Origin of the sequence: Mesorhizobium sp. M2A.F.Ca.ET.043.02.1.1, assembly GCF_003952405.1 — a bacterium.
Classification (GTDB): Bacteria; Pseudomonadota; Alphaproteobacteria; order Rhizobiales; family Rhizobiaceae; genus Mesorhizobium.
On the sequence record NZ_CP034445.1, the window covers coordinates 1,414,139 to 1,437,316 of the forward strand.

At 65.4% G+C, this 23,178-nt stretch carries 19 protein-coding genes; 9 read left to right on the forward strand and 10 right to left on the reverse strand.

Annotated features, from left to right (window positions below):
* Nucleotides 1-65: 65 nt before the first annotated feature.
* Nucleotides 66-899, reverse strand: a complete 834-nt coding sequence (locus EJ068_RS06710; RefSeq protein WP_127250693.1) for a GNAT family N-acetyltransferase — start codon at nucleotides 897-899, stop codon at nucleotides 66-68.
* Nucleotides 900-1,278: 379 nt separating this feature from the next.
* On the opposite strand from EJ068_RS06710, the gene EJ068_RS06715 reads away from it, so the two are divergent.
* From EJ068_RS06715 to EJ068_RS33810, 3 genes are all read left to right on the forward strand, one after another.
* Nucleotides 1,279-2,145 (forward strand): hypothetical protein, encoded by an 867-nt coding sequence (locus tag EJ068_RS06715; RefSeq protein ID WP_127250692.1) that lies wholly within the window; start codon nucleotides 1,279-1,281, stop codon nucleotides 2,143-2,145.
* Between the two features lie 118 nt (nucleotides 2,146-2,263).
* Nucleotides 2,264-2,635, forward strand: coding sequence for a hypothetical protein (locus tag EJ068_RS33805; RefSeq protein WP_190237920.1), 372 nt, complete (start codon nucleotides 2,264-2,266; stop codon nucleotides 2,633-2,635).
* Complete coding sequence (locus tag EJ068_RS33810) at nucleotides 2,575-3,126, forward strand: hypothetical protein (RefSeq protein ID WP_348527554.1); 552 nt, start codon at nucleotides 2,575-2,577, stop codon at nucleotides 3,124-3,126. Before EJ068_RS33805 ends, EJ068_RS33810 begins: the two co-directional genes overlap by 61 nt.
* An 11-nt stretch (nucleotides 3,127-3,137) precedes the next feature.
* Here EJ068_RS33810 and EJ068_RS06725 read toward each other — a convergent pair whose 3' ends face one another.
* Entirely contained in the window at nucleotides 3,138-4,340 is a 1,203-nt protein-coding gene (locus tag EJ068_RS06725; protein WP_127251383.1) for an ROK family transcriptional regulator, read from the reverse strand.
* 223 nt (nucleotides 4,341-4,563) lie between these two features.
* Between EJ068_RS06725 and EJ068_RS06730 the strand changes: the two genes are divergently transcribed.
* From EJ068_RS06730 to ugpC, 6 genes are all read left to right on the forward strand, one after another.
* Nucleotides 4,564-5,802 (forward strand): extracellular solute-binding protein, encoded by a 1,239-nt coding sequence (locus EJ068_RS06730; protein ID WP_127251384.1) that lies wholly within the window; start codon nucleotides 4,564-4,566, stop codon nucleotides 5,800-5,802.
* Nucleotides 5,803-5,887: 85 nt separating this feature from the next.
* Nucleotides 5,888-6,772, forward strand: coding sequence for a sugar ABC transporter permease (locus EJ068_RS06735; protein WP_127251385.1), 885 nt, complete (start codon nucleotides 5,888-5,890; stop codon nucleotides 6,770-6,772).
* A complete protein-coding gene (locus tag EJ068_RS06740; RefSeq protein WP_127251386.1) occupies nucleotides 6,772-7,617 on the forward strand; it encodes a carbohydrate ABC transporter permease in 846 nt (281 codons plus the stop codon). Before EJ068_RS06735 ends, EJ068_RS06740 begins: the two co-directional genes overlap by 1 nt.
* Nucleotides 7,618-7,619: 2 nt before the next feature.
* Nucleotides 7,620-8,636 carry an SIS domain-containing protein gene (locus tag EJ068_RS06745; RefSeq protein WP_127251387.1) on the forward strand — a complete coding sequence of 339 codons (1,017 nt, stop codon included), beginning with the start codon at nucleotides 7,620-7,622 and terminating at the stop codon, nucleotides 8,634-8,636.
* Nucleotides 8,636-9,574, forward strand: coding sequence for a PfkB family carbohydrate kinase (locus tag EJ068_RS06750; RefSeq protein WP_127251388.1), 939 nt, complete (start codon nucleotides 8,636-8,638; stop codon nucleotides 9,572-9,574). Before EJ068_RS06745 ends, EJ068_RS06750 begins: the two co-directional genes overlap by 1 nt.
* Nucleotides 9,561-10,637: a sn-glycerol-3-phosphate ABC transporter ATP-binding protein UgpC gene (gene ugpC, locus EJ068_RS06755; RefSeq protein WP_127251389.1), complete on the forward strand. Its 1,077-nt coding sequence runs from the start codon at nucleotides 9,561-9,563 to the stop codon at nucleotides 10,635-10,637. The genes EJ068_RS06750 and ugpC overlap by 14 nt, the downstream gene beginning before the upstream one ends.
* A gap of 49 nt (nucleotides 10,638-10,686) precedes the next feature.
* Here the strand turns inward: ugpC and EJ068_RS06760 are convergent, their stop codons facing one another.
* From EJ068_RS06760 to EJ068_RS06795, 8 genes are all read right to left on the reverse strand, one after another.
* The gene (locus EJ068_RS06760; protein WP_127251390.1) at nucleotides 10,687-12,201 is read right to left on the reverse strand and encodes an aldehyde dehydrogenase family protein; all 1,515 of its coding nucleotides are present in this window, start codon (nucleotides 12,199-12,201) and stop codon (nucleotides 10,687-10,689) included.
* Nucleotides 12,202-12,385: 184 nt separating this feature from the next.
* Complete coding sequence (locus EJ068_RS06765; RefSeq protein WP_127251391.1) at nucleotides 12,386-13,660, reverse strand: RNA polymerase sigma factor; 1,275 nt, start codon at nucleotides 13,658-13,660, stop codon at nucleotides 12,386-12,388.
* Nucleotides 13,657-14,031: a YciI family protein gene (locus tag EJ068_RS06770; RefSeq protein ID WP_042640414.1), complete on the reverse strand. Its 375-nt coding sequence runs from the start codon at nucleotides 14,029-14,031 to the stop codon at nucleotides 13,657-13,659. The genes EJ068_RS06765 and EJ068_RS06770 overlap by 4 nt, the downstream gene beginning before the upstream one ends.
* 111 nt (nucleotides 14,032-14,142) lie before the next feature.
* Nucleotides 14,143-15,159, reverse strand: coding sequence for a DNA topoisomerase IB (locus tag EJ068_RS06775; protein ID WP_348527555.1), 1,017 nt, complete (start codon nucleotides 15,157-15,159; stop codon nucleotides 14,143-14,145).
* A gap of 277 nt (nucleotides 15,160-15,436) precedes the next feature.
* Nucleotides 15,437-16,390: a glycosyltransferase family 2 protein gene (locus EJ068_RS06780; protein ID WP_245463358.1), complete on the reverse strand. Its 954-nt coding sequence runs from the start codon at nucleotides 16,388-16,390 to the stop codon at nucleotides 15,437-15,439.
* A gap of 97 nt (nucleotides 16,391-16,487) precedes the next feature.
* Nucleotides 16,488-17,372 carry a transglutaminase family protein gene (locus tag EJ068_RS06785; RefSeq protein ID WP_127251393.1) on the reverse strand — a complete coding sequence of 295 codons (885 nt, stop codon included), beginning with the start codon at nucleotides 17,370-17,372 and terminating at the stop codon, nucleotides 16,488-16,490.
* Nucleotide 17,373: 1 nt separating this feature from the next.
* The gene (locus EJ068_RS06790; protein WP_127251394.1) at nucleotides 17,374-19,785 is read right to left on the reverse strand and encodes a circularly permuted type 2 ATP-grasp protein; all 2,412 of its coding nucleotides are present in this window, start codon (nucleotides 19,783-19,785) and stop codon (nucleotides 17,374-17,376) included.
* Between the two features lie 6 nt (nucleotides 19,786-19,791).
* Nucleotides 19,792-23,151 carry a transglutaminase family protein gene (locus EJ068_RS06795; RefSeq protein WP_127251395.1) on the reverse strand — a complete coding sequence of 1,120 codons (3,360 nt, stop codon included), beginning with the start codon at nucleotides 23,149-23,151 and terminating at the stop codon, nucleotides 19,792-19,794.
* Between the last annotated feature and the right edge of the window lie 27 nt (nucleotides 23,152-23,178).

The window sequence follows — 23,178 nt, forward strand, 5'->3', positions numbered from 1 at the left end:
CATGGGGCCCTGTCGCATGGACAGCGAGGCAAAACAATGACCTCAGCGGCTTCGCCGGCCCCCGATCATCCCAGCTCGAGCGTCGTGATGCCGAAAACTGTAGAGGGGGCGTTACCGGGTTTGCCGCCCTTGTACATGCGTGTCGTCGCAAAGCCCGGTACCAAGCCGGCGGCCTGAAGCATGGCGGTGAATTGAACCTGGCTGGCCGGCACGTCGATATGCAATGTATCGTTGCCGATCCTGCCCACAAGGTCCGCCAGCAATGCCAGGGCAAGGTCCGTCCTGTCGGCAAACAGGGGTCCGACCTTGAAGCCTTCCCGGCATCGGCGGGCCACGCCATAGCCGGCAATGCCGGCCGATCCGCCACAGAGCAGCGCAATCCGGGGCTGCCGCAGCCACTCCCGGAGGAAGGCTTCCCGCGGCGCCGGGAAACGCTGGCGATCATAGGCGAGTATCCCGGCCATGTCGCCGGCCATCACTGGCCGTATGTCGCTTCCCCCCGGCAATCCGGCGGGGCGACCGCTGTAGCGCACGGTCTCGTAGACGGGCACGAAGCCCATGCGCTGGTAGTTGGCCCGTTGCTCGGCCACCCCGTCGAGACCGATGATGCGGTCGCCGAGGCGTGCCATGCCGGCATCCCAGACCGCCTTGCCATGGCCTTCGCCGCGCCGGTCGGGCCGGCAGATATAGAGGCCGATGAAGCCGAAGCCCGTGCCGTATGCGACGGCCGAAATGCCGGCCACCATCTCTCCATCGACGAAAGCGCCGATGAATCCGTCGGGATCGGCTGTCTGGAACGCCGCGGCGTCGCCGATGCCCGGGTTCCAGCCTTCTCCAGCCGCCCAGTCGACGAGCGTTTCCACTTCGCTGGCGGTCAGTGTCCGGATTGTTCTCGGCATCATTTCACCCGGGCGGCCTCGGCAAATGGCGTCAAGGCATCACGATAGGTAGCCGCTTCCTCGCTGCAAAGTCCACACGAGAACTTCGGTTCACCTTCGATTATCGGCCGGCGCCGACCACCTGCCGGCGCCCCTGCTCGGCCAAGGCCGGGAGACATATGGTGGAGACCATTCCCATGGCTCGGCAGAACGCCGCCAATTCAACGCAGGGCTGCGGGCCGGACTATTATTGGGACGGGTTTCCCGAACCGACGCAACGAGTTAGCAACAAACGCGTCGCTTGATCGTTCGTTGTTCCAATAGGCAACTGGACACAACCGGTGAACACTGGGAATCTTGATTTGCCGTTCTTCGAAAATCGCCTGGAGTACCGCAGGAAATGCCGCTGAGTGCCGCAGAGATCGCCCATCATCCGGCAGCGCTTCGCTGTATCCAGGAGCAGGCGCGCGCGCTCATCCACATATACGAAACAAGCCCGCGGCTGGCTGCTGTGTTCGCCACCCAGCAGCGCTGGCTGCTCGGTCACGCCGGTCTGGCCTTGCATTTCCGGCGCGATCCCAATGACCGCCGCACCGAAATGACGATGGCGCGGTTCATCGACGTCGTACGCCGCTATTCCCTGGCCAGCCGCAACACGGCCGAGGCCTTCGTCAAGGAGATGCTTCGCTACAACATCGCCGAGTATATTTCGGCCAGCGGTGACGGCCGCGCCCACCCCATGCGGGTCACCGAAGGCACCATCGAAACCTTCACCGGCTGGATCCACGCACATCTGAGGACGCTCGACCGCATAGATGGCGGAAACCGGCTGACAACTTTCCTCGATCGACCCGGGATGCTGTCCAGGCTGCAGCCGCTCATCGCCGACGGATTGCTGGCCAGCCAGGGCGTGCGGGAGCCTGGGCGGACTTTCTCGTTGTTTATCTGGTTAAACAATGGCGGCATCGTCATGGACTGGCTGATGTCCGGTATCGATCCGGAGGACGTTCATCTCCACAGGATACCGACCAGCGTCATCTCGGTCAGCGAATTCGCGCACTGGCTGAAGCTGTCACGCACCCACCTGGCGCGGAAACTTAATGATGCCGAGGCGCTTGGCAGCATCGGCTGGGTCGGCCAGCGCGGTCATTCCGTCATGTGGGTTTCACGCCAGTTCTTCGACGAATACATGGTCATGCAGACGTCCAAGCTCGCCGTAGTCGACCTGGCTTTCGACGACAGTTTGTCCCAGGCGGACGAGAGCTGACCGGCGCAACGGTCGCTTCTCGGACCCAGCCGACAAATACCGCTGGTTGCGCTGGCAGGCGCCGGCCAAAACTGCTATCCGCATCCGCATATTGCGATATTTGGCGGAGTCTGGGGGGATGGCGCTGAACTTCGAAGACATTGTCGGTCATCCGGCGCTGAATGCCGCCGTCCAGGCACAGGCCCGGGCGATGCAGCAGGCCTATGAAGGAAACCCGCGCGCGTCCTCGGTCTTTGCCACCCAGCAGCGCTGGCTGATGGCGCATATCTGTCTTGCCCTGCATTTCCGCAGGGATCCCAGCGACTACCGGAAGGAACTGACGGCGGCGCGTTTTGTCGACGTCACCGTTCAGCATGCAGTTGCAAGCCGAAACACGGCCCAGCCTTCATCAAGGAAATGCAGCACTATAATTTCATCGAAGTCGGTCCAATGGCCGACGACGGCCGCATTCGCCCCTTGCACCTGCCCGCCACAACCCTGGAGCTGTTGATCGGCTGGCTTCATATGCATCTGATCACGCTTGATGCTCTTGACGGCGGGAGCCGGCTGCAAATGTTCCAGGCACGGCCGCAAATGTTGGTGCGGTTGCAGCCGCTGATCGCGGATGGGCTGATCTCCTCGGTGCCGGTGCGGGAGCCGCAACAGACTTTTTCGCTGTTCACATGGCTCAACAATGGCGGCGTCGTCATGGATTGGCTGATCGCCGGCGTCGACCCACAGGATGCCGGCCAGGAGCGCATTCCGACTGGCGTGCTGTCGATCGGCGACTTCTCCAGGTGGCTGAAGCTGTCGCGTACCCACCTTGCGCGCAAGCTGCGCGACGCCGAGGCGCTCGGCAGCGTCGGCTGGCTTGGGCGGCGCGGCCATTCCGTCATGTGGATTTCGAACGAATTCTACAGCGAGTACCTCACCGCGCAGGCGGTCAAGCTCGCCATCATCGACGCGGCTTTGGCCACCTGTATGGAGCAGGCGACCGGCTAATCGTCAGCGTTCTATCCGGCCTTCAGGATAGCGGAAAAACGTGGGTCGAAGGCCCGGCTGATCGGTTCGGCGGCGGCGCCCACCGCGATCGCCCAGGGATCGGTGGTGCCCAGTTGCAGCCGCGGCAGGCGGCGGGCGGGCCGATCCGCGATCGACGGCAGAAGCGGATGCATGGCCTGGTGCAGAAGCTGGGCCAGCGCCTCGGGCGCGGTGCTGGTGAGGATGACGGTTTGCGGATCGAAGATCGTTTCGATCAGATGCACGCTCCAGCGCAGGTCGGACGCGGCTCTTTCGACCCAGCTCATGACCCTTGCGTCCTGCGCGAGCGCCAGCGCGCCGAGCTTCTCGTAAAGCCCCCTTTCGGCGGGATCGAGGCCGAGATGCTGGTAGAGCGAGGCGAGCGAGGCGCGGTGCTCCAACGGCGTCGAGCCTGGACCGGCCGGCGACAGCAGCGCCCTGCCGATCTCGCCGGCATTGCCGCTGCCGCCATTGTAGAGCTCGCCATTGAGGATCAGCCCGGCGGCTATGCCGTAGCCGACATACAGGCAGACCGCGTGATCGACGCCATGCGCGGCGCCGACGATGCGCTCCGCCGTTGCACAGGCCGCCGCATCGTTCTGCAGCCCGACATTCAGTCCGGTGCCGGCGGCAAGCGTCTCGAGCAGCGGGAATTGCTGCCAGGCAGGCATCATCCATGTGTCGTCGGATTCCCTTAGGCCGAACGGCCCCGGCATGGCGACGCCAAGGCCGACCAGCCGCCGCTCGGACTGGGCGAACAAGGAAGCCAGCTCGCGCCTGACGCGGTCGACCAGGCCGAGGATGGTCTTGACGCCGGCTGATGGCTCGTCGAGCGGCAGACCTGCCTCGGCGCGCGCGATGACCTTGCCGACGAGGTCGACCACCACCACGCGCGTCAAATGTCGGTCGATCTGCAGCCCGATGGCGAAGGCGCCCTCGGGCACCAGCCGGTATGGTGTGAAGGGCTGCCCCCTGCCCTTGCGCACCGCGTCCAGCGCGACAACCAGCCCATCGCGCTCGAGATCCTCGATGATGTTGGAAACCGCCTGCTTGGTAAGCTGCGTCGCTCGCGCCAGGTCAGCACGCGACAGCGCGCCGTTGAGCCGCAGCGCCTCGATCATGACACGGCGGTTGTGCGCGCTGGTGCCTTCCTGGTTGGTGCCGCTCTTGGCGCGGATCGGGCTGATATCGTGCACCGTCTTTTCCCCTCTTGACTCGATTAAAGGATTGATCGACTAATTAAGTCAAGCGAATTGACTTAATAGGTGAAACCCGGGCGGCTCCACAAGAAGACGGCAAAGCCTCAAGCTCCCGCCGCGCGCCGTTCAGGACAGATCCGGTCACACGCGATGCAATTCGAGAAAGCGGCGGCATAAGCTTCGCCGCCGACTTGCAGCTGTCGAAATGGGAGAAAGACAAATGCTGAAATCGATCGGTAAGACACTTCTGGGCGCGGTGTTCGTCGGCGGGCTGTTCGTCCCCCACGCCTTCGCCGAGACCACCTTGAACGCCCTCTTCATGGCGCAGGCCGCCTATAGCGAGGCCGACGTGCGCTCGATGACGGAGGCCTTCACCAAGGCCAACCCCGACATCAAGGTGAACCTCGAATTCGTTCCCTATGAAGGCCTGCACGACAAGACCGTGCTCGCCCAAGGCTCGGGCGGTGGCTATGACGTGGTGCTGTTCGACGTGATCTGGCCGGCCGAATACGCGACCAACAAGGTGCTGGTCGACGTATCCTCGAAGATCACCGACGACATGAAGAAGGGCGTGCTGCCCGGCGCCTGGACCACCGTGCAATATGACGGCAAGTACTATGGCATGCCGTGGATCCTCGACACCAAATACCTGTTCTACAACAAGGAAATCCTGGAAAAGGCCGGCATCAAGGCGCCGCCGAAGACCTGGGAAGAGCTCGGCCAGCAGGCCAAGATCATCCAGGACAAGGGGCTGCTGAAGACGCCGATCGCCTGGAGCTGGTCACAGGCTGAAGCCGCTGTCTGCGACTACACCACGCTGGTCAGCGCCTATGGCGGCGACTTCCTAAAGGACGGCAAGCCCGACTTCCAGAATGGCGGTGGCTTATCGGCGCTGAAATACATGGTCGACAGCTACAAATCGGGCCTCACCAATCCGAACTCCAAGGAATTCCTGGAAGAGGACGTCCGCAAGGTGTTCGAGAACGGCGACGCGGCCTTCGCGCTGAACTGGACCTACATGTACAACATGGCCAACGATCCGAAGGACTCCAAGGTCGCCGGCAAGGTCGGCGTCGTGCCGGCGCCCGGCGTCGCCGGCACCAGCGAGGTCTCGGCCGTCAACGGCTCGATGGGTCTTGGCATCACGGCGGTGTCGAAGCACCCCGACGAAGCCTGGAAATACATCGAGTTCATGACCTCGCAGGCGACGCAGAACCAGTATGCCAAGCTCTCGCTGCCGATCTGGGCCTCGTCCTATGACGACCCGGGCGTCACCAAGGGCCAGGAAGAGCTGATCGCCGCCGCCAAGCTGGGTCTCGCCGCGATGTATCCGCGCCCGACCACGCCGAAATACCAGCAGCTGTCGACGGCCCTGCAGCAGGCGATCCAGGAATCGCTGCTTGGCCAGACGACGCCGGAAGACGCGCTCAAGACCGCCGCCGAAAACAGCGGCCTCTGATCTGGCATTCCTCGACGCGGGCGGCCTCATCCACGAGCGCCGCCTGTGCTGTTTCTGACCGGATGAAGGGAAAGAGGCGCCTCTGATGTCGGGCACCTGGATGACGACTCGCGCGTGGCTGTTGATGCTGCCGCTGCTGGTGATCATGGTCGCCGTCATCGGCTGGCCATTGGTCGATACGGTCAGGCTTTCCTTCACCGACGCCCAGCTGGTCGGCACGGCGGGCAACTACGTCGGCTTCGACAACTACACCAAGATGCTGACGAGTTCGAACTTCACCCGCACGCTCTCGACCACCACCTGGTTCGCCGTCGTCTCGGTCGCCGCCGAAATGGTGCTTGGCGTGCTGGCAGCGCTTCTGCTCAACCAGGAGTTCCGCGGCCGCGCCGTGCTGCGCGGGCTGATGATCCTGCCCTGGGCGCTGCCCACCGTCGTCAACGCCACGCTCTGGCGGCTGATCTACAATCCGGAATATGGCGCGCTGAACGCGGCGCTGACGCAACTCCACCTCATCGATGACTACCGCTCCTGGCTGGGCGAGCCGGGCACGGCGCTCGCGGCGCTGATCGTCGCCGACTGCTGGAAGAATTTTCCACTTGTCGCGCTGATCGCGCTGGCCGCCCTGCAGGCCGTGCCGCGCGACATCACCGCCGCAGCACTTGTCGACGGCGCCGGGCCGTTCAACCGCTTCCGCTTCGTCATCCTGCCCTATCTCGCCGGCCCGCTGATGGTGGCACTGGTGCTGCGCACCATCGAGGCCTTCAAGGTCTTCGACATCATCTGGGTCATGACCCGCGGCGGTCCGGCCAACAGCACGCGCTCGCTGTCGATCCTCGTCTACCAGGAAGCCTTCTCCTTCCAGCGCGCCGGCTCCGGCGCATCGCTGGCGCTGATCGTCACCTTGCTCGTCACGGTGCTCGCCTTCGCCTATGCGACGCTGGTGAGGAAGACTGCGGGGAGCGCTACCTGATGGAACGCAGGAACCCGGTTTTCACCGCCTTCGTCTATATCTGCGCCATCCTGCTCGCCATCGTCATCCTGGCGCCGCTCGCCTGGCTCTTCGTCATGAGCATATCGCCGGCGGCCGACCTCGCCGCCAAGCCGCTGCGCTGGTGGCCGCAGGCGGCCGACTTCTCGCGCTACGCGCAGCTCCTGTCGACGGCCGAAAACAGCGCGGGTGCTGCCTTTACCGCCTCGCTGCGCAACAGCCTGGAAGTCGCCGGCATGGCGACGCTTGCCGCTATCGTCCTTGCCGTGCCGGCCGGCTGGGCCGTCTCGCGCACGCCTTCGGTCGGCTGGTCGCTGTCGATGGTGATCGCCACCTATATGCTGCCGCCGGTGGCGCTCTCCGTGCCGCTTTACATGGGTCTGTCCTGGCTCGGCCTGCTCAACAACGTCTTCGGCCTGGCGCTGATCTATCTGACCATCCTCGCGCCCTTCACCACCTGGCTGATGAAATCGGGTTTCGATTCCATCCCGCGCGAGATCGAGGCCGCGGCGATGATCGACGGGGCTGGCCTGTTCCAGACCTGGCGCATCATCACCTTGCCGCTGGCGGCGCCCGTGGTCGCGACATCGGCGCTGTTTGCCGTGCTGCTCGCCTGGGACGAGTTCTTCTATGCCCTGCTCTTCACCTCCGATCAGCGGGCAAAGACGCTAACCGTCGCCATCGCCGATCTCGCCGGCGGCCGCGTCTCCGATTACGGGCTGATCGCCACCGCCGGCGTGCTGGCGGCCTTGCCGCCCGTGCTGATCGGCCTCGTCATGCAGCGCGCGCTGATCTCGGGCCTCACCAGCGGCGGCGTGAAAGGATAATGATGACTGCTCAAAAACCACGTCCCTCCGGCCTGCTTGCGATCGACCGCGAGATGGCGCGCCAGCATGAGGATGCGCTCGCCTCCTTCGAGGGCAATCGGGAGGCAGCCGCCAAGGTCGCCGCCTCCATCAGCAAGACCGGCCGACTCGTCCTGCTCGGCATGGGCGCCTCGCATGCCGTCGCCCGCGCCGTCGAGCCGCTCTATCGCGCGCATGGCATCGACGCCATCGCGCTGCCGCTGTCGGAGCAGCTCGGACAGCCATTGCCGCTTGCCGGCAAGACGGTGCTCGTGACCTCGCAGTCTGGCGAGAGCGCCGAGGTGCTGCGCTGGTTCTCCGAAGCGGTTCCGCAGGCTGACACCTTCGGGCTGACGCTGGAGGCCGGCTCGTTTCTTGGCCGCACGGTGACTTGCCTTGTCGGCGCCGGCGGCACCGAGCTTGCCTTTGCCGCGACCCGCAGCCTGACAGTGACCTTCGCGCTACATCTGGCGATCCTCGCAGCGCTTGGCGAAGACCCCGCCGCCGCGCTCGCGGCGCTCCAGGCGCCCGAAACGGTCGAGATCGATGCAGCCTTGGCCGCGCTGAGCAAGGTCGCGACCATCGTCACCTCCGGCCGCAAGCTTCAAGGCGTGGCTGAAGCGCTTGCGCTCGGCTTCACCGAACTGTCGCGCCTGCCCTGCTTTTCCCTCGAGGGCGGCCAGCTTCGCCACGGGCCGATGGAAATGCTCGGGCCGAAGATCGGCGTCGTCCTTTTCCGCGGCAACGATCCGACCGCCGACCTCGTCACCGCGATGGCCCTGTCCGTCGTCGAGACCGGCGCGCCGCTGATCGTGTTCGACGCTTCGGGCAAGCCGCCGGTCGCGGGCGCCGTGACCCTGGCCTTCAAACCCGCCTCCGGACTGGCGGCGATCTTCGCCATGCTGCCCGTGGCGCAACGCCTGATGATCGCCTTCGCCGATTCCCGCGTCGAGAATGCCGGAACGCCGGTGCGCACCACCAAGATCACCAGGAGCGAATGATGCGGCCGCTCGCGGTGATCGGCAACGTCAATGTCGACCTGATCGTCGGCCCGGTCGCGCCCTGGCCGAAGGCCGGCACCGAGACCGTCGTCGACCATGACGACCTGCGCGTCGGCGGCCAGGCCGGCAACACCGCGCTTGCCTGGCAGGCGCTGGGCATCGACTTCGAGATCGCCGCCAATCTCGGCGACGACCAGTTCGGCCGCTGGCTGCGCGAGGCGTTCGGGCACCGCGCGCAGAAATGGCCGGTTCGTCCTGAAGGCACGACATTGTCGGTCGGCATGACCCATCCTGATGGCGAGCGCACCTTCTTCACCACGCGCGGCCACCTGCCTCGGTTCAGCCTGGACGATGTGCTTTCGGTGCTCGACGGCAACCGGCTCGCCGGCGGCTATGCGCTGCTCAGCGGCTCCTTTCTCACCGACGACCTTACGCGCGACTATGGCGCGCTCTTCGACTGGGCCGAAGCGCACCGCATCGCCGTCGCGCTCGACACGGGATGGCCGATCGACGGCTGGACCGAGGCGAACTGCGCGGCGGCGCGCGGCTGGCTGTCGCGCTGCGAACTGGCGCTCTTCAACGAGGTCGAGACGACGACATTGGCCGGCCTCGCAAGTCCCGTAGCGGCCGCGCGCAAGATCCGCAACGGCATGAAGGACGGGGCGATCGTCGTGGTCAAACGCGGACCGGGCGGCGCGATCGCCATCGGCGCCGATGGTGGTCTCATCGAAGTGCCGGCACCGCGCGTCGCTGTCGTCGACACGATCGGCGCCGGCGACGTCTTCAACGCCGCCTTCCTGGCCGCCCTGGCACAGGAACGCTCCCTTGAAAAGTGCCTGTCCGCCGCCATCCGCGTGGCCTCGCGCGCCATCTCAACCTTGCCCCGCGACTATGGCGGGCCGACCCAATTCGAGGATGCCGTCCATGAGCGCGCTTGAGATCCGCGACGTCCGCAAGAACTACGGCAGCGTCGAGACGCTGAAAGGCATCGACATCGCGCTCGAAAATGGTGAGTTCCTGGTGCTGCTCGGCTCCTCGGGTTGCGGCAAATCCACCTTGCTCAACATCATCGCCGGTCTCGCCGAAGCAACCAGCGGCGACGTGCTGATCGGCGGCCGTTCAGTGCTTGGCGTGCATCCCAAGAACCGCGACATCGCCATGGTGTTCCAATCCTACGCGCTCTATCCGAACCTCACCGTCAGCCGCAACATCGGCTTCGGCCTGGAGATGCGCAAGGTTCCCGCCACCGAGCGCGACAAGGCCGTGCGCGAGACCGCGAGACTCCTGCAGATCGAGACCCTGCTCGACCGCAAGCCTGGCCAATTGTCCGGCGGCCAGCGCCAGCGCGTCGCCATCGGCAGGGCGCTGGTGCGCAAGCCGCAGGTCTTCCTGTTCGACGAGCCGCTCTCCAATCTGGACGCCAAGCTCCGCCTGGAAATGCGCACGGAACTGAAGCGCCTGCATGAGATGCTCAGGACCACGGTCGTCTACGTCACCCATGACCAGATCGAGGCGATGACGCTAGCGACGCGGATCGCCGTCATGCGCGACGGCCGCATCGAACAGTTGGGCACCCCGGAAGAGATCTACAACCAGCCGGCAACGCTCTATGTGGCCGGTTTCGTCGGCGCGCCGGCGATGAACATGCTGGAAGCCACCGTCGAGGGCGGCAAGCTCGCCATCACCGGCACGGATGCGCGTCTGGCGCTGCCGGCACGCTTCACAGGCGCAGCCGGTGACGGGGCCCAGGTCATTGTCGGCGTCAGGCCGGAAGCGCTCCGCCTCGGGCCCGGCAGCGGCACGGACCTGTCGTTGCCGGTCGAGATCGAGGTCGTCGAATTGACAGGCCCCGAACAGGTCACCACCGCCCGGATCGGCGCACAAAGGCTGACGGCAACCCTGCCGCCGCAGGCCCGCGTTGCAAAGGGCGAGCGATGCAGGTTTGCGTTCGACGAAGACGCGTTGCGCCTGTTCGACCCGGCGACCGGCAAGGCTTTCTGAGGAGCAATATCGAGCGGTTCGGCTTCTCCAAGCCGAACCGCTCGCTTGTTCAATCGATGTCGAAGGACACGCCCTGCGCGAGCGGCAGCGCCTTGGAAAAATTCACCGTGTTGGTGGCGCGGCGCATATAGGCCTTCCAGGCGTCCGAGCCGCTCTCGCGGCCGCCGCCCGTCTCCTTCTCGCCGCCGAAAGCCCCGCCGATCTCGGCGCCCGAGGTGCCGATATTGACGTTGGCGATGCCGCAGTCCGATCCGTCGACGCCGAGGAAGCGCTCCGATTCCTGCAGGTCGCGGGTGAAGATCGACGACGACAGGCCGGCGCCCACGGCATTGTGCAATTCGAGCGCTTCGTCGAAATCGGAATATTTCATCACGTAGAGGATCGGGGCGAAGGTCTCTTCCGTCACCGGCGAGACTTGGCTGGGCATCTCGACCAGCGCCGGATGCACGTAATAGGCGTCCGGATGACCGTTTTCGACGCGCGCGCCGCCCGTCACCTTGCCGCCATGCGCCTCGGCCTCCTTGAGCGCCTTCTGCATGTTGTCGAAGGCCGCTTTGTCGATCAGCGGACCGACCAGCGCCTTGCCTTCCAGCGGATTGCCGACCGAGACGCTCTGATAGGCCTTCTTCAGCCGCGGCAGCAGCGCGTCATAGACGCTGTCATGCACGAACAGGCGCCTGAGCGTCGTGCAGCGCTGGCCAGCGGTGCCCATGGCGCCGAAGGCGATCGCGCGCAGCGCCATGTCGAGATCGGCGGTGGGCGTCACGATGCCTGCATTGTTGCCGCCAAGCTCGAGCACCGCGCGGGCAAAGCGCTTGGCGAGCCGAGGACCGACCTCGCGGCCCATGCGGGTCGAGCCGGTGGCCGAGACCAGCGGCACCTTCGGATGGTCGACCAGCACCTCGCCGGCGACGCGATCGCCGATCAGCACCTGCAGCAAACCCGCCGGCGCATCGGCGCCGAAACGCTTTGCGGCGCGCTTGAAGATCGCCTCGCAGGCAAGCGCGGTCAGCGGCGTCTTTTCCGCCGGCTTCCACACCACCGCATCGCCGCAGACGAAGGCGAGCGCCGCATTCCACGACCACACCGCGACCGGGAAATTGAAGGCCGAAATGACGCCGACGACGCCGAGTGGATGCCATGTCTCCATCATGCGATGTCCGGGGCGTTCGGTGGCGATGGTGAGGCCATAGAGCTGGCGGGAAAGACCGACGGCGAAATCGCAGATGTCGATCATCTCCTGGACTTCGCCGAGACCCTCGGACGGGATCTTGCCGACCTCGATCGACACCAGCCGGCCGAGCTCGTCCTTATGCGCGCGCAGTTCTTCGCCCAGCAGCCGCACCAGTTCGCCGCGCTTCGGGCCCGGCACCAGGCGCCAGGCCTGGAAAGCCTTGTGCGCGGCATCGATGGCCTTGCCGGCATCGGCGGCCGAAATCTGCTTCAGCGCCGCGATCTGCTCGCCCGTCACCGGGCTGTGCACGATGAGGTCGCCGCCGGAAAGCGCCTCCTTGGCGACGCCGAGTTTCTCAAGAAGTGAAGCCGTTTCCTTCGCCAATGTCATTTTTGTCCCTTTCAGGTTCCACCTCGAAGGGTGGGAATGGAGCCATGCGCCATGTCCTTGACGTGCCGATAGGAACGCCTAGGCGCTTTGATGACGTGGCATTACTCGTTTCGGTGAAAAACCGCCACCCCGGCATGGTCCAAGGCCCGATCGCGAAATTGGGCCAGAGGGTGAAGCCGGAGGATCAATGCGCTTTTTTGGCGGGAGTCCGCTCGGCGCTTTCCTTGATTAGCCGATCGATATGCATGCGGATATGCGCCGCCTCGGCTGCGGTGTTGGCCAAGGCGATGGCGCGATCGAAGGCGACGCGCGCCTCCTCGTTGCGGCCAAGCTGCATCAGCAGCCCGCCCCTCAGGCCGAAGAAGTGGAAATAGCCTGACAACCGCTCTTCCAGCGGCTCGATCATGGCAAGCGCGGCTTCCGGGCCGCGTACCTTGCTGACCGCGACGGCGCGGTTCAGCGTCACCACCGGCGACGGCTGCATCTGCTCCAGCAGGCCGTAGAGCAGGTCGATCTCGGTCCAGTCGGTATCCTCGGCCGTCGCCGCCCGCGCATGCAGCGCCGCGATCGCCGCCTGCACCTGGTAGGGGCCGGGCTTGCGATGGCGCAGCGCCTTGTCGACCAGCGCCAGGCCCTCGTCGATCATCTTGCGGCTCCACAGCGAGCGGTCCTGATCCTCGAGCAGGATGATCTCGCCATGCTCGTCGAAGCGCGCCGGCGCCCGTGCGTGCTGCAGCAAAAGCAGCGCGGTCAGCCCCATGATCTCCGGCTCGGCCTGGAACAGCCTGAGCAGCAGGCGCGCGAGCCGGATCGCCTCTTCGCACAGCGGCGCGCGGGCCGGCGCTTCGCCGCCATTGCTCGAATAGCCTTCGTTGAAGATCAGATAGACCATCGCGGCGACCGCGGCGAGCCGCTCCGAGCGTTCGACCGGGCCCGGCGTCTCGAACGGCACGCCGGCGTCCGCAATGCGTGCCTTGGCGCGGGTGATGCGCTGCTCCATGGCGCTTTCGCCGACCAGGAAAGCGCGCGCGATCTGCTTGACGGTGAGGCCGGAGACGATGCGCAGCGCCACCGCGATCTGCTGCGTCGCCGGCAGATCCGGATGGCAGCAGATGAACAGAAGCCGCAGGATGTCGTCGCGGTAATGCGCGCCGTCCAGCCGCTCGGCCATGTCGCCCTCGGCATCCTCCAGATCGGAGATCTGGTCCTCTTCCGGCATCGGCGCCTGCTTGGCGCGCTTGCGCACCGCGTCGATGCCGCTGTTGCGGCCGACGAAGATCAGCCAGGCCGCCGGATCGCGCGGCGGCCCGTTCTTCGGCCAGTTCTTGAGCGCCCTCAGGCACGCGTCCTGGAAAGCCTCTTCCGCGGCGTCGAGATCGCGGAAGTAGCGCAGCAGCGCGCCCATCGCCTGCGGACGGGCGTTGCTGATCGCCGTGCTTATCCAGGCAAGGTCCGTCATACCGCGACCTTTGTCGGATTGAAGACCGAGACCGGCCGGATCTCATAGGAGCCCCCGCTCGGATTGACCTCGGACAGCTCGCGGGCGAATTCGACGGCCTCGTCGAGGTCGCGGCATTCGAGCGTGTAGAAGCCGAGGAACTGTTCCTTGGTCTCGGCGAAGGGGCCATCAAGCACGACCGCCTCGCCCTTGACCTTTCTGAGCGTCGTCGCGGCCGTCGTCGGCAAAAGGCGCGCCACGGGCCCGAGCCGGCCGGCCTTGGCGTATTTGTCCTGCACGTCGAGGATCTTCGCCATGACCTCGTCGTCCTGTTCCTTGCTCCAGGAGCAGACGACGTCTTCGGAGGCGTAGCAGAGGATGGCATATAGCATGGCAGGTCCTTTCCGTATCAAAGGACGCGACACTAGGACCCTTCCCGACACAAGGTCGATAAAAAAATTCGGCGGGTAATCACGGACTTGGCTGTCCCTCGCGCCTGACCGTCAGGCGCCATGCGCCTGCAGCCATCTGAGCACCAGCGTTTCTTCCTCGTCGAGGCCTTGTATCAGCCGTTTGCGCTTGTTGGCTTCGGCCATCTCGTCAAGCAGGCGTCCCTCGGTCCATGCCTCGAACACCAGCGGATGGATGTAGCATTTGCGGCAGACGGCACGGGTATTGCCTAACCGCTCGGCGACCTTGTCGACGACGCTGTTGATCACCCGCTTTTGTTGCGTCTTGCTTTCCGGCAGCTCGGTCCCGGCAAACAGCGACGCGGCATGGATGGTGCCGCCCCAGGTGCGGAAATGCTTTGAGCTGAATTCGGCGCCGGACGCCTCGCGGATGTACCGGTTGACGTCCTCCGAACGCACCGGCCGCCGGTCGCCATCCTCACCCAGATACTGGAACAGCTTCTGCCCAGGCAGATCCTGGGCGCCGCGCACGACCTTGGCGATGCGGCGATCGACCAGCTTCAGCTTCCATTCCTTGCCCGACTTGCCCTTGAAGGCGAAGCGCAGGCTGGAGCCGTTGATCTCGACATGGCGGTCGCGCAGCGTGGTCAGCCCGAAACTCTTGTTGTCGCGCGCATAGGCCGCGTTGCCGATGCGGATCATGGTGTTGTCGAGCAGCCAGACCACCGAGGCGACGACGCGCTCCAGGGGCAGCCCGCGCCGGCGCAGATCGGCATCGATCTGGCGCCTGAGGCCAGGCAGGCTTTCCGCGAAGGCCACGAGGCTGGAATATTTGACGCCGTCGCGTTCCTCGGTCCATTGCGGGTGGTAGCGGTATTGCTTGCGGCCACGCTGGTCCCTGCCGGTTGCCTGGATATGGCCGTCCGGATCGGGCGAGATCCATACATCCGTCCAAGCCGGCGGAATGACGATCGCCTTGGCGCGGGCAAGAGTCGTTTCGTCGACGGCTCTGCCATCGGGGCCTAGATACGAGAATCCCGCGCCTTTCCTCAATCTGCGGATGCCGGGATCGGCATCGGTTACATAGTTGAGCGACGTGCTCCCGGCCAAGCTGCTGGTGCCGTTCCTTCGGGTTTCATCGTCCCGCGCCAAACGGTCTGATGACGCTTGTAAATGCTGCAACATGCCGGCTCCGCGAAATGACCCGTAGATAAAGCCGCGCGCCGGTGACTTGTTCCAGAAGGGCGTCAGCCCTGCCGGCTGACCGATACGTCCGCTATCCAACAGCCTTCCTTCACCAACATGGGTGGAAGGTATTACCGGCCGGCATGGGCTTGAGGATCCATTGCCGGCTGCCAGATAATCGTGAGGTCGGGCCTCTCGGCCATCAGGCCCGTTGCGGTTGGGCGGCTGGCGCCGAGAACCGGCGCCGTAGCGTCACCTTCAATCGATAGCGCATGCAACGCCAGACGTTCGCGCCCGCCGGTGGCGCGGCCTCGGCCACGTTGAGGAATCTTGCCGCCTTGGCGAAATCGCCGCGCGCGTTATGAACGCGCGCGATTTTCAAGGCAACGAGGCCTTCCCTGACCTTCAGCGACCGCTCCGCGATGCCGCAGGACCGGAGCCGGCGCAGCGCCAGGCGCCATTCCAAAAAGCGCCCGGCAGATCTGACCGTGAAACGATCGTCGGAGCGCTCCGCAGACACGAAATAGATGAAGATCGGTTGTCTCACGACGGCAACCGATGCCTTGGCGATGACGCGCGCCCAAAACAGCGTGTCCTCGTCATAGGCAAGCCCGACCGGGAATCTCGTTTCGCCAATGACCCGCCGCGACACCAGCGCGCTACCGACTGCAATCGACCGTATCCGCCCATCGAGATAGGCGCAGGCATTGGCAAGCCCGCTGGCTGTGTAGACGCCCGGCATCTTGGTCGACCGCTCCTCGCCGTCGGCCCGCCGACGGAAGGCGCCGACCGCCATGTCGGCCGTGGGTTGGGCCTTGGTGGCCGTGGCCAGCAATGTACGCAGGCCGCCTTCCAGATGACGGTCGTCGGCGTCGATCATGTAGACCCAGGGACAACGGGCCTGCTCCAGAGCCGAATTCCTGGAGCCCCCGGCGTCGCGGCAGCTCGATTTGATGACGCGCATCGGCAAGGCAAACCGCAACGCCGTCTCCGTGGCGACGGCAGCGGTGGCGTCGGAGGAACAATCGTCGACCACCAGCACTTCACCGATGACCTCCTTTTCCGAGACCAGCGAAGCGAGCGTCCGAGCAATTGTCTGAGCGGCATTGTGCGCCGCAATGATGATGCTGACCTCTTCCAAACCCTGTCGCCGCACACCACACCCACGCAGGCGCGCCCCCCGTCAATCCCATACCCAGGATACCGACGGCAGGCGCAGTTGAGAAGCGTCTATAGGGCAATCGGGATTGCCGTCACACCTTTTCCATGGCAACCGGAATGACGTCGACCGCCTGCTCGCCGACCTGCCCGCCCGTCGTCTTCAGCACGCCGACGATCGGCGCCACATCGGAATAGTCGCGGCCATAGCCGACGGTGATATGGTCGTTGCTCGCCCGCATGCCGTTGGTCGGGTCGAATTCCTGCCAGCCGGCATCGCGGCCGCACCAAACCTTGACCCAGGCATGCATGGCATCGGCGCCCTCGAGCCTCGGCTTTCCCTTGGGCGGGATCGTGCGCAGGAAGCCGCTGACATAGCCGGCGGGGATGCCCAGCCCGCGCAAGCCGGCGATCATGATATGCGAAAAATCCTGGCAGACGCCGCGCTTCAGCGCGAAGGCGTCGCCCGCCCGCGTCTGCACCGTCGTCGCCTTGCCGTCATAGGTGAAATCGCGATGGATGCGATTGCACAGATCGGCCGCCGTAGCCACCGTTGAGCCGGCCAGGCTTTCCCGCGCATAGGCCGTGATCGCGGCATCGATGCCGACATGATCGCTGCCGGCGAGGAAATGATGCGGCGCGGATGGCGACAAGGAGCGGACCGAGCCGAGTTCCTCTTTGAGCTGCTGCAGATCCGGCGAGACGTCAAGGCCGGGTTCCGGACGCGACACCGACACACGCGCGCTCATCTTGATGTCGAGGCCGTCATGGACATCACGAAAGGCTATCGCGGTGACGTTGTTGCCGAAGAAATCGAAAAAATCCGTGCGCTCGGATGGGTTTGGCACGAAAGACAGCGAGGCGACCACGACGCGCTGCACGCCCGCGATAGTCGGCGGCAGCACCCGCACCTGATGCCGGCTGCCACCGGCCGCGGCGTCATAGTCGTAGCTGAGGTGAAGCCTGATATCGTACAGCATGCTAACCAAAATAGGCTTTGGCGAGGCTGTTATAGAGATTGCCGATCTCGGTCGCGAGATCATCAAGCACATCCGCCGTCATGTCCGATGGTTCCCTCACTGCGATTGCAGTGTTGAGCTGCAGGATTTCCTTGGCGGCCGTCGACATATGCCCCTCGCCGCCGACCGAAGGCAGCATGCCGATCTCGGTTTTCAGCCGCTCGAGTTGGAACAGGACCGAGCGCGGATTGAGCGGGTCGAGCGCCAGCAGGTCGATGACCGTGCGCCGCCCGGCCTGCACCGGATATTGCCGGCGATGGGTCATGACGCTGTCGCCGATCTCCAGCATCATGTCGAGCGCGCCCTCCGGCGCCCCTTTCCTGGTCAGCCGGCTGAGCGTGCGGGCGATCTGGATACCCCGTTCCAGCCTGCGGCCGATCTCCAGGAAACGCCAGCCTGTGAAGCGGTACATGTTCTCATGCAGCAGGCCGGAAAAGCCGGCGAGCTTGCGCAGCATGACCGTCATCGCCCGCGTCGCGTCGTCTCCGGGCGCTACCGTCTCCGCGAACTTGTGAACAGTCTTCGACAGATCCTTAAGCGCCAGCCATCCATCGGGCGAGAAGCGGTCACGAATCTGGCCAGCACTGTAGACCGCGCTGTCCAAGGTCCCGATCAACCCCGGCGGTATCGCCGTTCCGACGTCGATGCCGTACGGCTCGAGATAGTCCCTGATATCGGCCAGCAGCGGCATGTCCGGATCGGACGTCTCGGCAAGCCGCACGTGATAGGCGCGCAACACGCGCAACGTGTCTTCCGAGCGCTCGATATAGCGTCCTAGCCAGGTCAGGTTCTCCGCCGCGCGGCTGGGGAGGCTGCCCGGCATGCTGCGGGTGAAGCTCTCATGTTCCTGCGGCAGCAGCGTCTCGCGCTCGACCGGCCTGTCGCTGACCACCCAGACATCCGCGGCCTGGCCGCCGCGCTGCATGGCGATCGCCGTCGGGTCGAGCGAGAAGCCGACGCGGGCGAAGCCACCGGGCATCACGGTCCAGCCTTCCGGCGTGCGCGCCAGATAGACGCGCAGGCTGGCGGGTCGTGGTTCCAGCAAACCGCCGACAAACACCGGTGTGGTCGACAGCGTCACCGCTTCCTGGCCGACGAAACCGGCGCCATCCGCTTCGATCCGCGCGACGAGCTCGGCCCGCTCGCCGGCCGACAGGGATGATCCGAGCCGGGTCGCGCCGTCATCCTCGAAGGCGAGTCTGGTCGACAGCGCCGGGCCGACCACCATGCGGTCGATATTGGCAAGCACATGGGCGCGCTCGCTCTCCTGCCCGCACCACCAGGTGGCGATGTTCGGCAGCTTGAGGTCGTCAGCCTGCAGTTCCCGCGCGATCCTGGGCAGGAAGGACAGCAGCGCCCGCGTCTCCATCAGGCCCGAGCCCAGCGCATTGACGGCTGACACCGTGCCGCGCCGGATCGCCTCGACAAGCCCCGGCGTGCCGATCTGCGAGTCCGGCTTGAGCTCCAGCGGGTCGGCAAAGGCCGCATCGAGCCGCCGCCACAAGACGCCGATCGGCATCAGGCCGGAAACGGTGCGCACCATCAGCCTGCCGCCGGAGACGGTCAGGTCCTCGCCCTCGAGCAGCATGATGCCGAGATAGCGGGCGATATAGGCATGCTCGTAATAGGTTTCGTTGAGCGGCCCCGGCGTCAGGATGGCGACACGACCGCTGGAATCCTTGGCCATGCCGTTCAGCGCGTCGCGAAAGCGGCGGAAGAAGCCGGCAAGGCGGTGCACATGCATCTCGCCATAGATGTCCGACAGCGCCCGCGTCGTGGCGACACGGTTCTCCAGCGCGAAACCGGCGCCCGACGGCGCCTGGGTGCGGTCGCCCAGCACCCACCAGCGGCCGTCCGGGCCACGGCCGAGCTCGAAGGCGACCATGTGCAGGAAATGCCCGCTGGCCGGCCTCACGCCGGCGATGGGGCGCAGATATTCCGGGCTCGCCGCGATCAGCCCGGCCGGCAAGATGCCCTTCTCGATCAGCCGGTTCGGCCCGTATATGTCCGCCAGGATCGCCTCGAACAGGTCGGCGCGCTGGACCAGTCCGGCGCTGATCTCGGCCCATTCCTGCTCATCGATCAGCAGCGGAACATAGGCGAGCGGCCATTCCCGCTCATTGGCACCTGCCTTGTCATAGACGCGGTAATAGACGCCGGCGTCGCGCAGATACTGGTCGGCCCGGGCAAAACGCTGCCCAAGCCGCTCCGCCCCCAAAACGTCGAGTGCGTCGATGAAGGAGCGCCAGGCCGGACGCGGGCTGCCCGACGCGTCGACCATCTCGTCGACGACGCCTTCGATCGGCCGGTAGCGTTCCAGCAGGCTCTGCGCCCGCGGCCTGCCGCCCGCCCGTTTCTGATTCCCCTTGGCCATTGTCGATCAGAGTCTCGCCGGCCGCCTGAGGTCAAGGGTCATCGGGAACTCTTCAGAGGCTTCTTCGTCGCGCAGCACATAGCCGCCCGGCGTATGGCCGCGTGGCTCGAAGCGGGCGAGGCGTCGGGCCTCGGCCTCGTTGCCGTTGACCGGGAAGGTGTCGTAGTTGCGGCCGCCCGGATGCGCGACGTGATAGACGCAGCCACCGACCGAGCGGCCCGACCAGCGGTCATAGATGTCGAAGACCAGCGGCGTGTTGACCGGCAGCGCCGGATGCAGCCCGGAGGCCGGCTGCCAGGCCTTGAAGCGCACGCCGGCCACCGCGACCTCTCTGGTGTCGGTAACCTTCATCGGCACGATGCGGCCGTTGCAGACGATGGCGTGACGCTCCGGATTGAGGCCTTCCGTCCGCACCTGCAGCCGCTCGACCGAGGAATCGACGAAGCGTACCGTGCCGCCGATCGCGCCCTGCTCGCCCATCACATGCCAGGGCTCCAGCGCCTGCCTGAGCTCCAGCTTCACGCCGGCATGCTGAACCTCGCCGCAGAAGGGGAAGCGGAACTCGAGCTGGGCCGCGAACCATTCGGGGCGGAAGTCGAAGCCGTTGAGCTGCAGGTCCTCCAGCACGTCGAGAAAATCCGCCCAGACGAAATGCGGCAGCATGAAGCGGTCGTGCAGCGACGTGCCCCAGCGCACGAAGCGTCCGTCGAGCGGGTTCTTCCAGGCGCGGGCGATGATCGCGCGGACCAGCAACTGCTGGGCGAGGCTCATGCGCGCATTGGGCGGCATCTCGAAGCCGCGGAATTCGACCAGTCCCAGCCGGCCGGTCGGGCCGTCCGGCGAGAACAATTTGTCGATGCAGATTTCCGAACGGTGCGTATTGCCGGTCACGTCGGTCAGGAGGTTGCGGAATAGCCGGTCGACCAGCCATGGCAACGGTGCATTGCCCTTGTCCGGATGAGGCACCTGCGCCAGCGCGATCTCCAGCTCGTAAAGTGAATCGTGCCGCGCCTCGTCGAAGCGCGGCGCCTGGCTGGTCGGACCGATGAACAGGCCGGAAAACATATAGGACAGCGACGGATGCCGCTGCCATTGCAGCACCAGGCTCTTCAACAGGTCGGGCCGGCGCAGGAACGGGCTGTCATTGGGCGTCGCGCCGCCGACCACGACATGGTTGCCGCCGCCGGTTCCGGTATGGCGGCCATCGATCATGAACTTGTCGGTGCCGAGCCGCGACTGCCGTGCTTCCTCGTAGATCGCGGTAGTGGTGGCGACGCATTCGGTCCAGTTGGCGGCCGGGTGGATGTTCACCTCGATGACGCCGGGATCCGGCGCCACGCGGATGACGTTGAGGCGCGGATCGTGCGGCGGGGCGTAGCCTTCGATATGCACCGGCAGGCCGATGGCCTTCGCCGCGTTCTCCGCCGCCGCCACCAGTTCGAGATAGTCCTCCAACGCCTCGACCGGCGGCATGAATACGCAGAGCCGGCCGTCGCGCGGCTCGACGGTGAGCGCCGTGCGCACCGCGCCGCCGATCTCCGTCAGTTGCTGCTCGACGCGGTCCTGCTGTGCGCTCGCAGCGGTGAAAGACACGGTCTGCTGGCGGCGTGCCATTTCGTCCGCGCCTTCCAATTCAGCTGGCGACGGCTGGGGCAAGATGGCCTCGCGCGTCGGCAGCGCGCCACGCGGCACGGAGGGATCGACCGGCACGATATACGGGAATTGCGCCGGCGGAACATAAGGCAGTGTGCCGAGCGGCAGGCGATAGCCGACCGGGGAGTCGCCCGGCACCAGGAACAGGCGGCCGCGCCTCGTCTTCCATTTCTCCGAGCGCCAGCGCTGGCCAGCGGCCTGGCTGTTCCATCGCTGCACCGGCAGCACATAACCCGACGGCTTGGTCAGCCCGCGCTCGAAAACACGCGCCATGCGGCTGCGCTCTTCCGGGTCTTCCAGCTTCGAATTGGACGGATCGACATTGTCCGGCAGCTTGCCTTCCTTGAGCAGCCATTCGGCCGGATCTTCATAGGCCTCGCTCACCATCGCCTTGTCGATGCCGAGCTCGCCGGCGATCGCCGTGAGCAGGCTTTCGGCCTGTTCGGGACCGATCGCGGCATTGCCATTCTCGCGCGCGATCAGCGACGGGTCGCGCCACACCGGCTCGCCGTCGGTGCGCCAGTAGAGCGAGAAGGTCCAGCGCGGCAGGCTCTCTCCCGGATACCACTTGCCCTGGCCATAATGCAGGAAACCGCCCGGCGCGAAGCGCTCGCGCAGCCGGCGGATGAGCTGGTCCGCCTTGTCACGCTTGGTCGGGCCGACGGCGGCGGTGTTCCATTCGGCGGATTCGAAATCGTCGATCGACACGAAGGTCGGCTCGCCGCCCATGGTGAGCCGCACGTCCTGCTCGCGCAGAACGGCATCGACCTTGTTGCCAAGAGCATCGAGCGCTTTCCAGCTCTCATCCGAGAACGGCTTGGTGATGCGCGGATGCTCGGCGATGCGGTCGACCCGCATGTCGAAGCCAAAATCGACATTGGCGAAGCTCGCCATGCCGGAGATGGGTGCTGCATTGCGATAATGCGGCGTCGCTGCCAGCGGCACATGGCTCTCGCCGGTGAGCAGGCCGGAAGTCGGATCGAAACCGATCCAGCCGGCGCCTGGAATATAGACCTCGCACCAGGCGTGCAGGTCGGTGAAATCGACCGACGTTCCGGACGGCCCATCGAGCGACACCAGATCGGGCTTGAGCTGGATCAGATAGCCGGAGACGAAGCGTGCGGCGATGCCGAGATTGCGCAGGATCTGCACCAGCAGCCAGCTCGAATCCCGGCACGAGCCCTTGGCAGCGGCAAGCGTCTCCTCCGGCGAGAACACGCCTGTCTCCATGCGCACGATATAGGCGATCTCGCGCTGCAGCCTAGCATTGAGATCGACCAGGAAATTGACGGTGTTTGTCGGGCTGCGGTCGATGCTTTCCAGGAATTTCGACAGCAAGGGTCCCGCCGGCTCTGGCGTCCGGTAGATGGCGAGGTCTTCCTTGATTTCTTCCGGATAGTCGAACGGAAAGGTCTCGGCGCTCTCCTCAACGAAGAAATCGAACGGGTTGTAGACCGTCATGTCGGCGACTAGGTCGACTTCGATCTTGAGTTCGGTCACCGGCTCAGGGAAGACGAAGCGGGCGAGGAAATTGCCGTAGGGATCCTGCTGCAGGTTGACGAAGTGGTTCTTCGGCTCGACCTTCAGCGAATGGCTGAGCACCTTGGTGCGCGAATGCGGCGCCGGCTGCAGCCTGATCACCTGGGGACCAAGCACCACCGGCCGGTCATATTTGTAGTGGGTCAGGTGATGAACGGCTGCCAGAATTGCCATGGTACCCCGGAGTTCGGCGTTTCACTC

Excerpts from the sequence above, each read along its gene's own strand:
- EJ068_RS06715 (WP_127250692.1), top strand. The coding sequence starts at position 1,279 with ATGCCGCTGAGTGCCGCAGAGATCGCCCATCATCCGGCAGCGCTTCGC.
- EJ068_RS06730 (WP_127251384.1), top strand. The coding sequence starts at position 4,564 with ATGCTGAAATCGATCGGTAAGACACTTCTGGGCGCGGTGTTCGTCGGC.
- EJ068_RS06710 (WP_127250693.1), bottom strand. The coding sequence starts at position 899 with ATGCCGAGAACAATCCGGACACTGACCGCCAGCGAAGTGGAAACGCTC.
- EJ068_RS06785 (WP_127251393.1), bottom strand. The coding sequence starts at position 17,372 with ATGCTGTACGATATCAGGCTTCACCTCAGCTACGACTATGACGCCGCG.
- EJ068_RS06770 (WP_042640414.1), bottom strand. The coding sequence starts at position 14,031 with ATGCTATATGCCATCCTCTGCTACGCCTCCGAAGACGTCGTCTGCTCC.
- EJ068_RS06750 (WP_127251388.1), top strand. The coding sequence starts at position 8,636 with ATGCGGCCGCTCGCGGTGATCGGCAACGTCAATGTCGACCTGATCGTC.
- EJ068_RS33805 (WP_190237920.1), top strand. The coding sequence starts at position 2,264 with ATGGCGCTGAACTTCGAAGACATTGTCGGTCATCCGGCGCTGAATGCC.
- EJ068_RS06735 (WP_127251385.1), top strand. The coding sequence starts at position 5,888 with ATGTCGGGCACCTGGATGACGACTCGCGCGTGGCTGTTGATGCTGCCG.
- ugpC (WP_127251389.1), top strand. The coding sequence starts at position 9,561 with ATGAGCGCGCTTGAGATCCGCGACGTCCGCAAGAACTACGGCAGCGTC.
- EJ068_RS06790 (WP_127251394.1), bottom strand. The coding sequence starts at position 19,785 with ATGGCCAAGGGGAATCAGAAACGGGCGGGCGGCAGGCCGCGGGCGCAG.
- EJ068_RS06760 (WP_127251390.1), bottom strand. The coding sequence starts at position 12,201 with ATGACATTGGCGAAGGAAACGGCTTCACTTCTTGAGAAACTCGGCGTC.
- EJ068_RS06765 (WP_127251391.1), bottom strand. The coding sequence starts at position 13,660 with ATGACGGACCTTGCCTGGATAAGCACGGCGATCAGCAACGCCCGTCCG.
- EJ068_RS06795 (WP_127251395.1), bottom strand. The coding sequence starts at position 23,151 with ATGGCAATTCTGGCAGCCGTTCATCACCTGACCCACTACAAATATGAC.
- EJ068_RS06745 (WP_127251387.1), top strand. The coding sequence starts at position 7,620 with ATGACTGCTCAAAAACCACGTCCCTCCGGCCTGCTTGCGATCGACCGC.
- EJ068_RS33810 (WP_348527554.1), top strand. The coding sequence starts at position 2,575 with ATGGCCGACGACGGCCGCATTCGCCCCTTGCACCTGCCCGCCACAACC.
- EJ068_RS06740 (WP_127251386.1), top strand. The coding sequence starts at position 6,772 with ATGGAACGCAGGAACCCGGTTTTCACCGCCTTCGTCTATATCTGCGCC.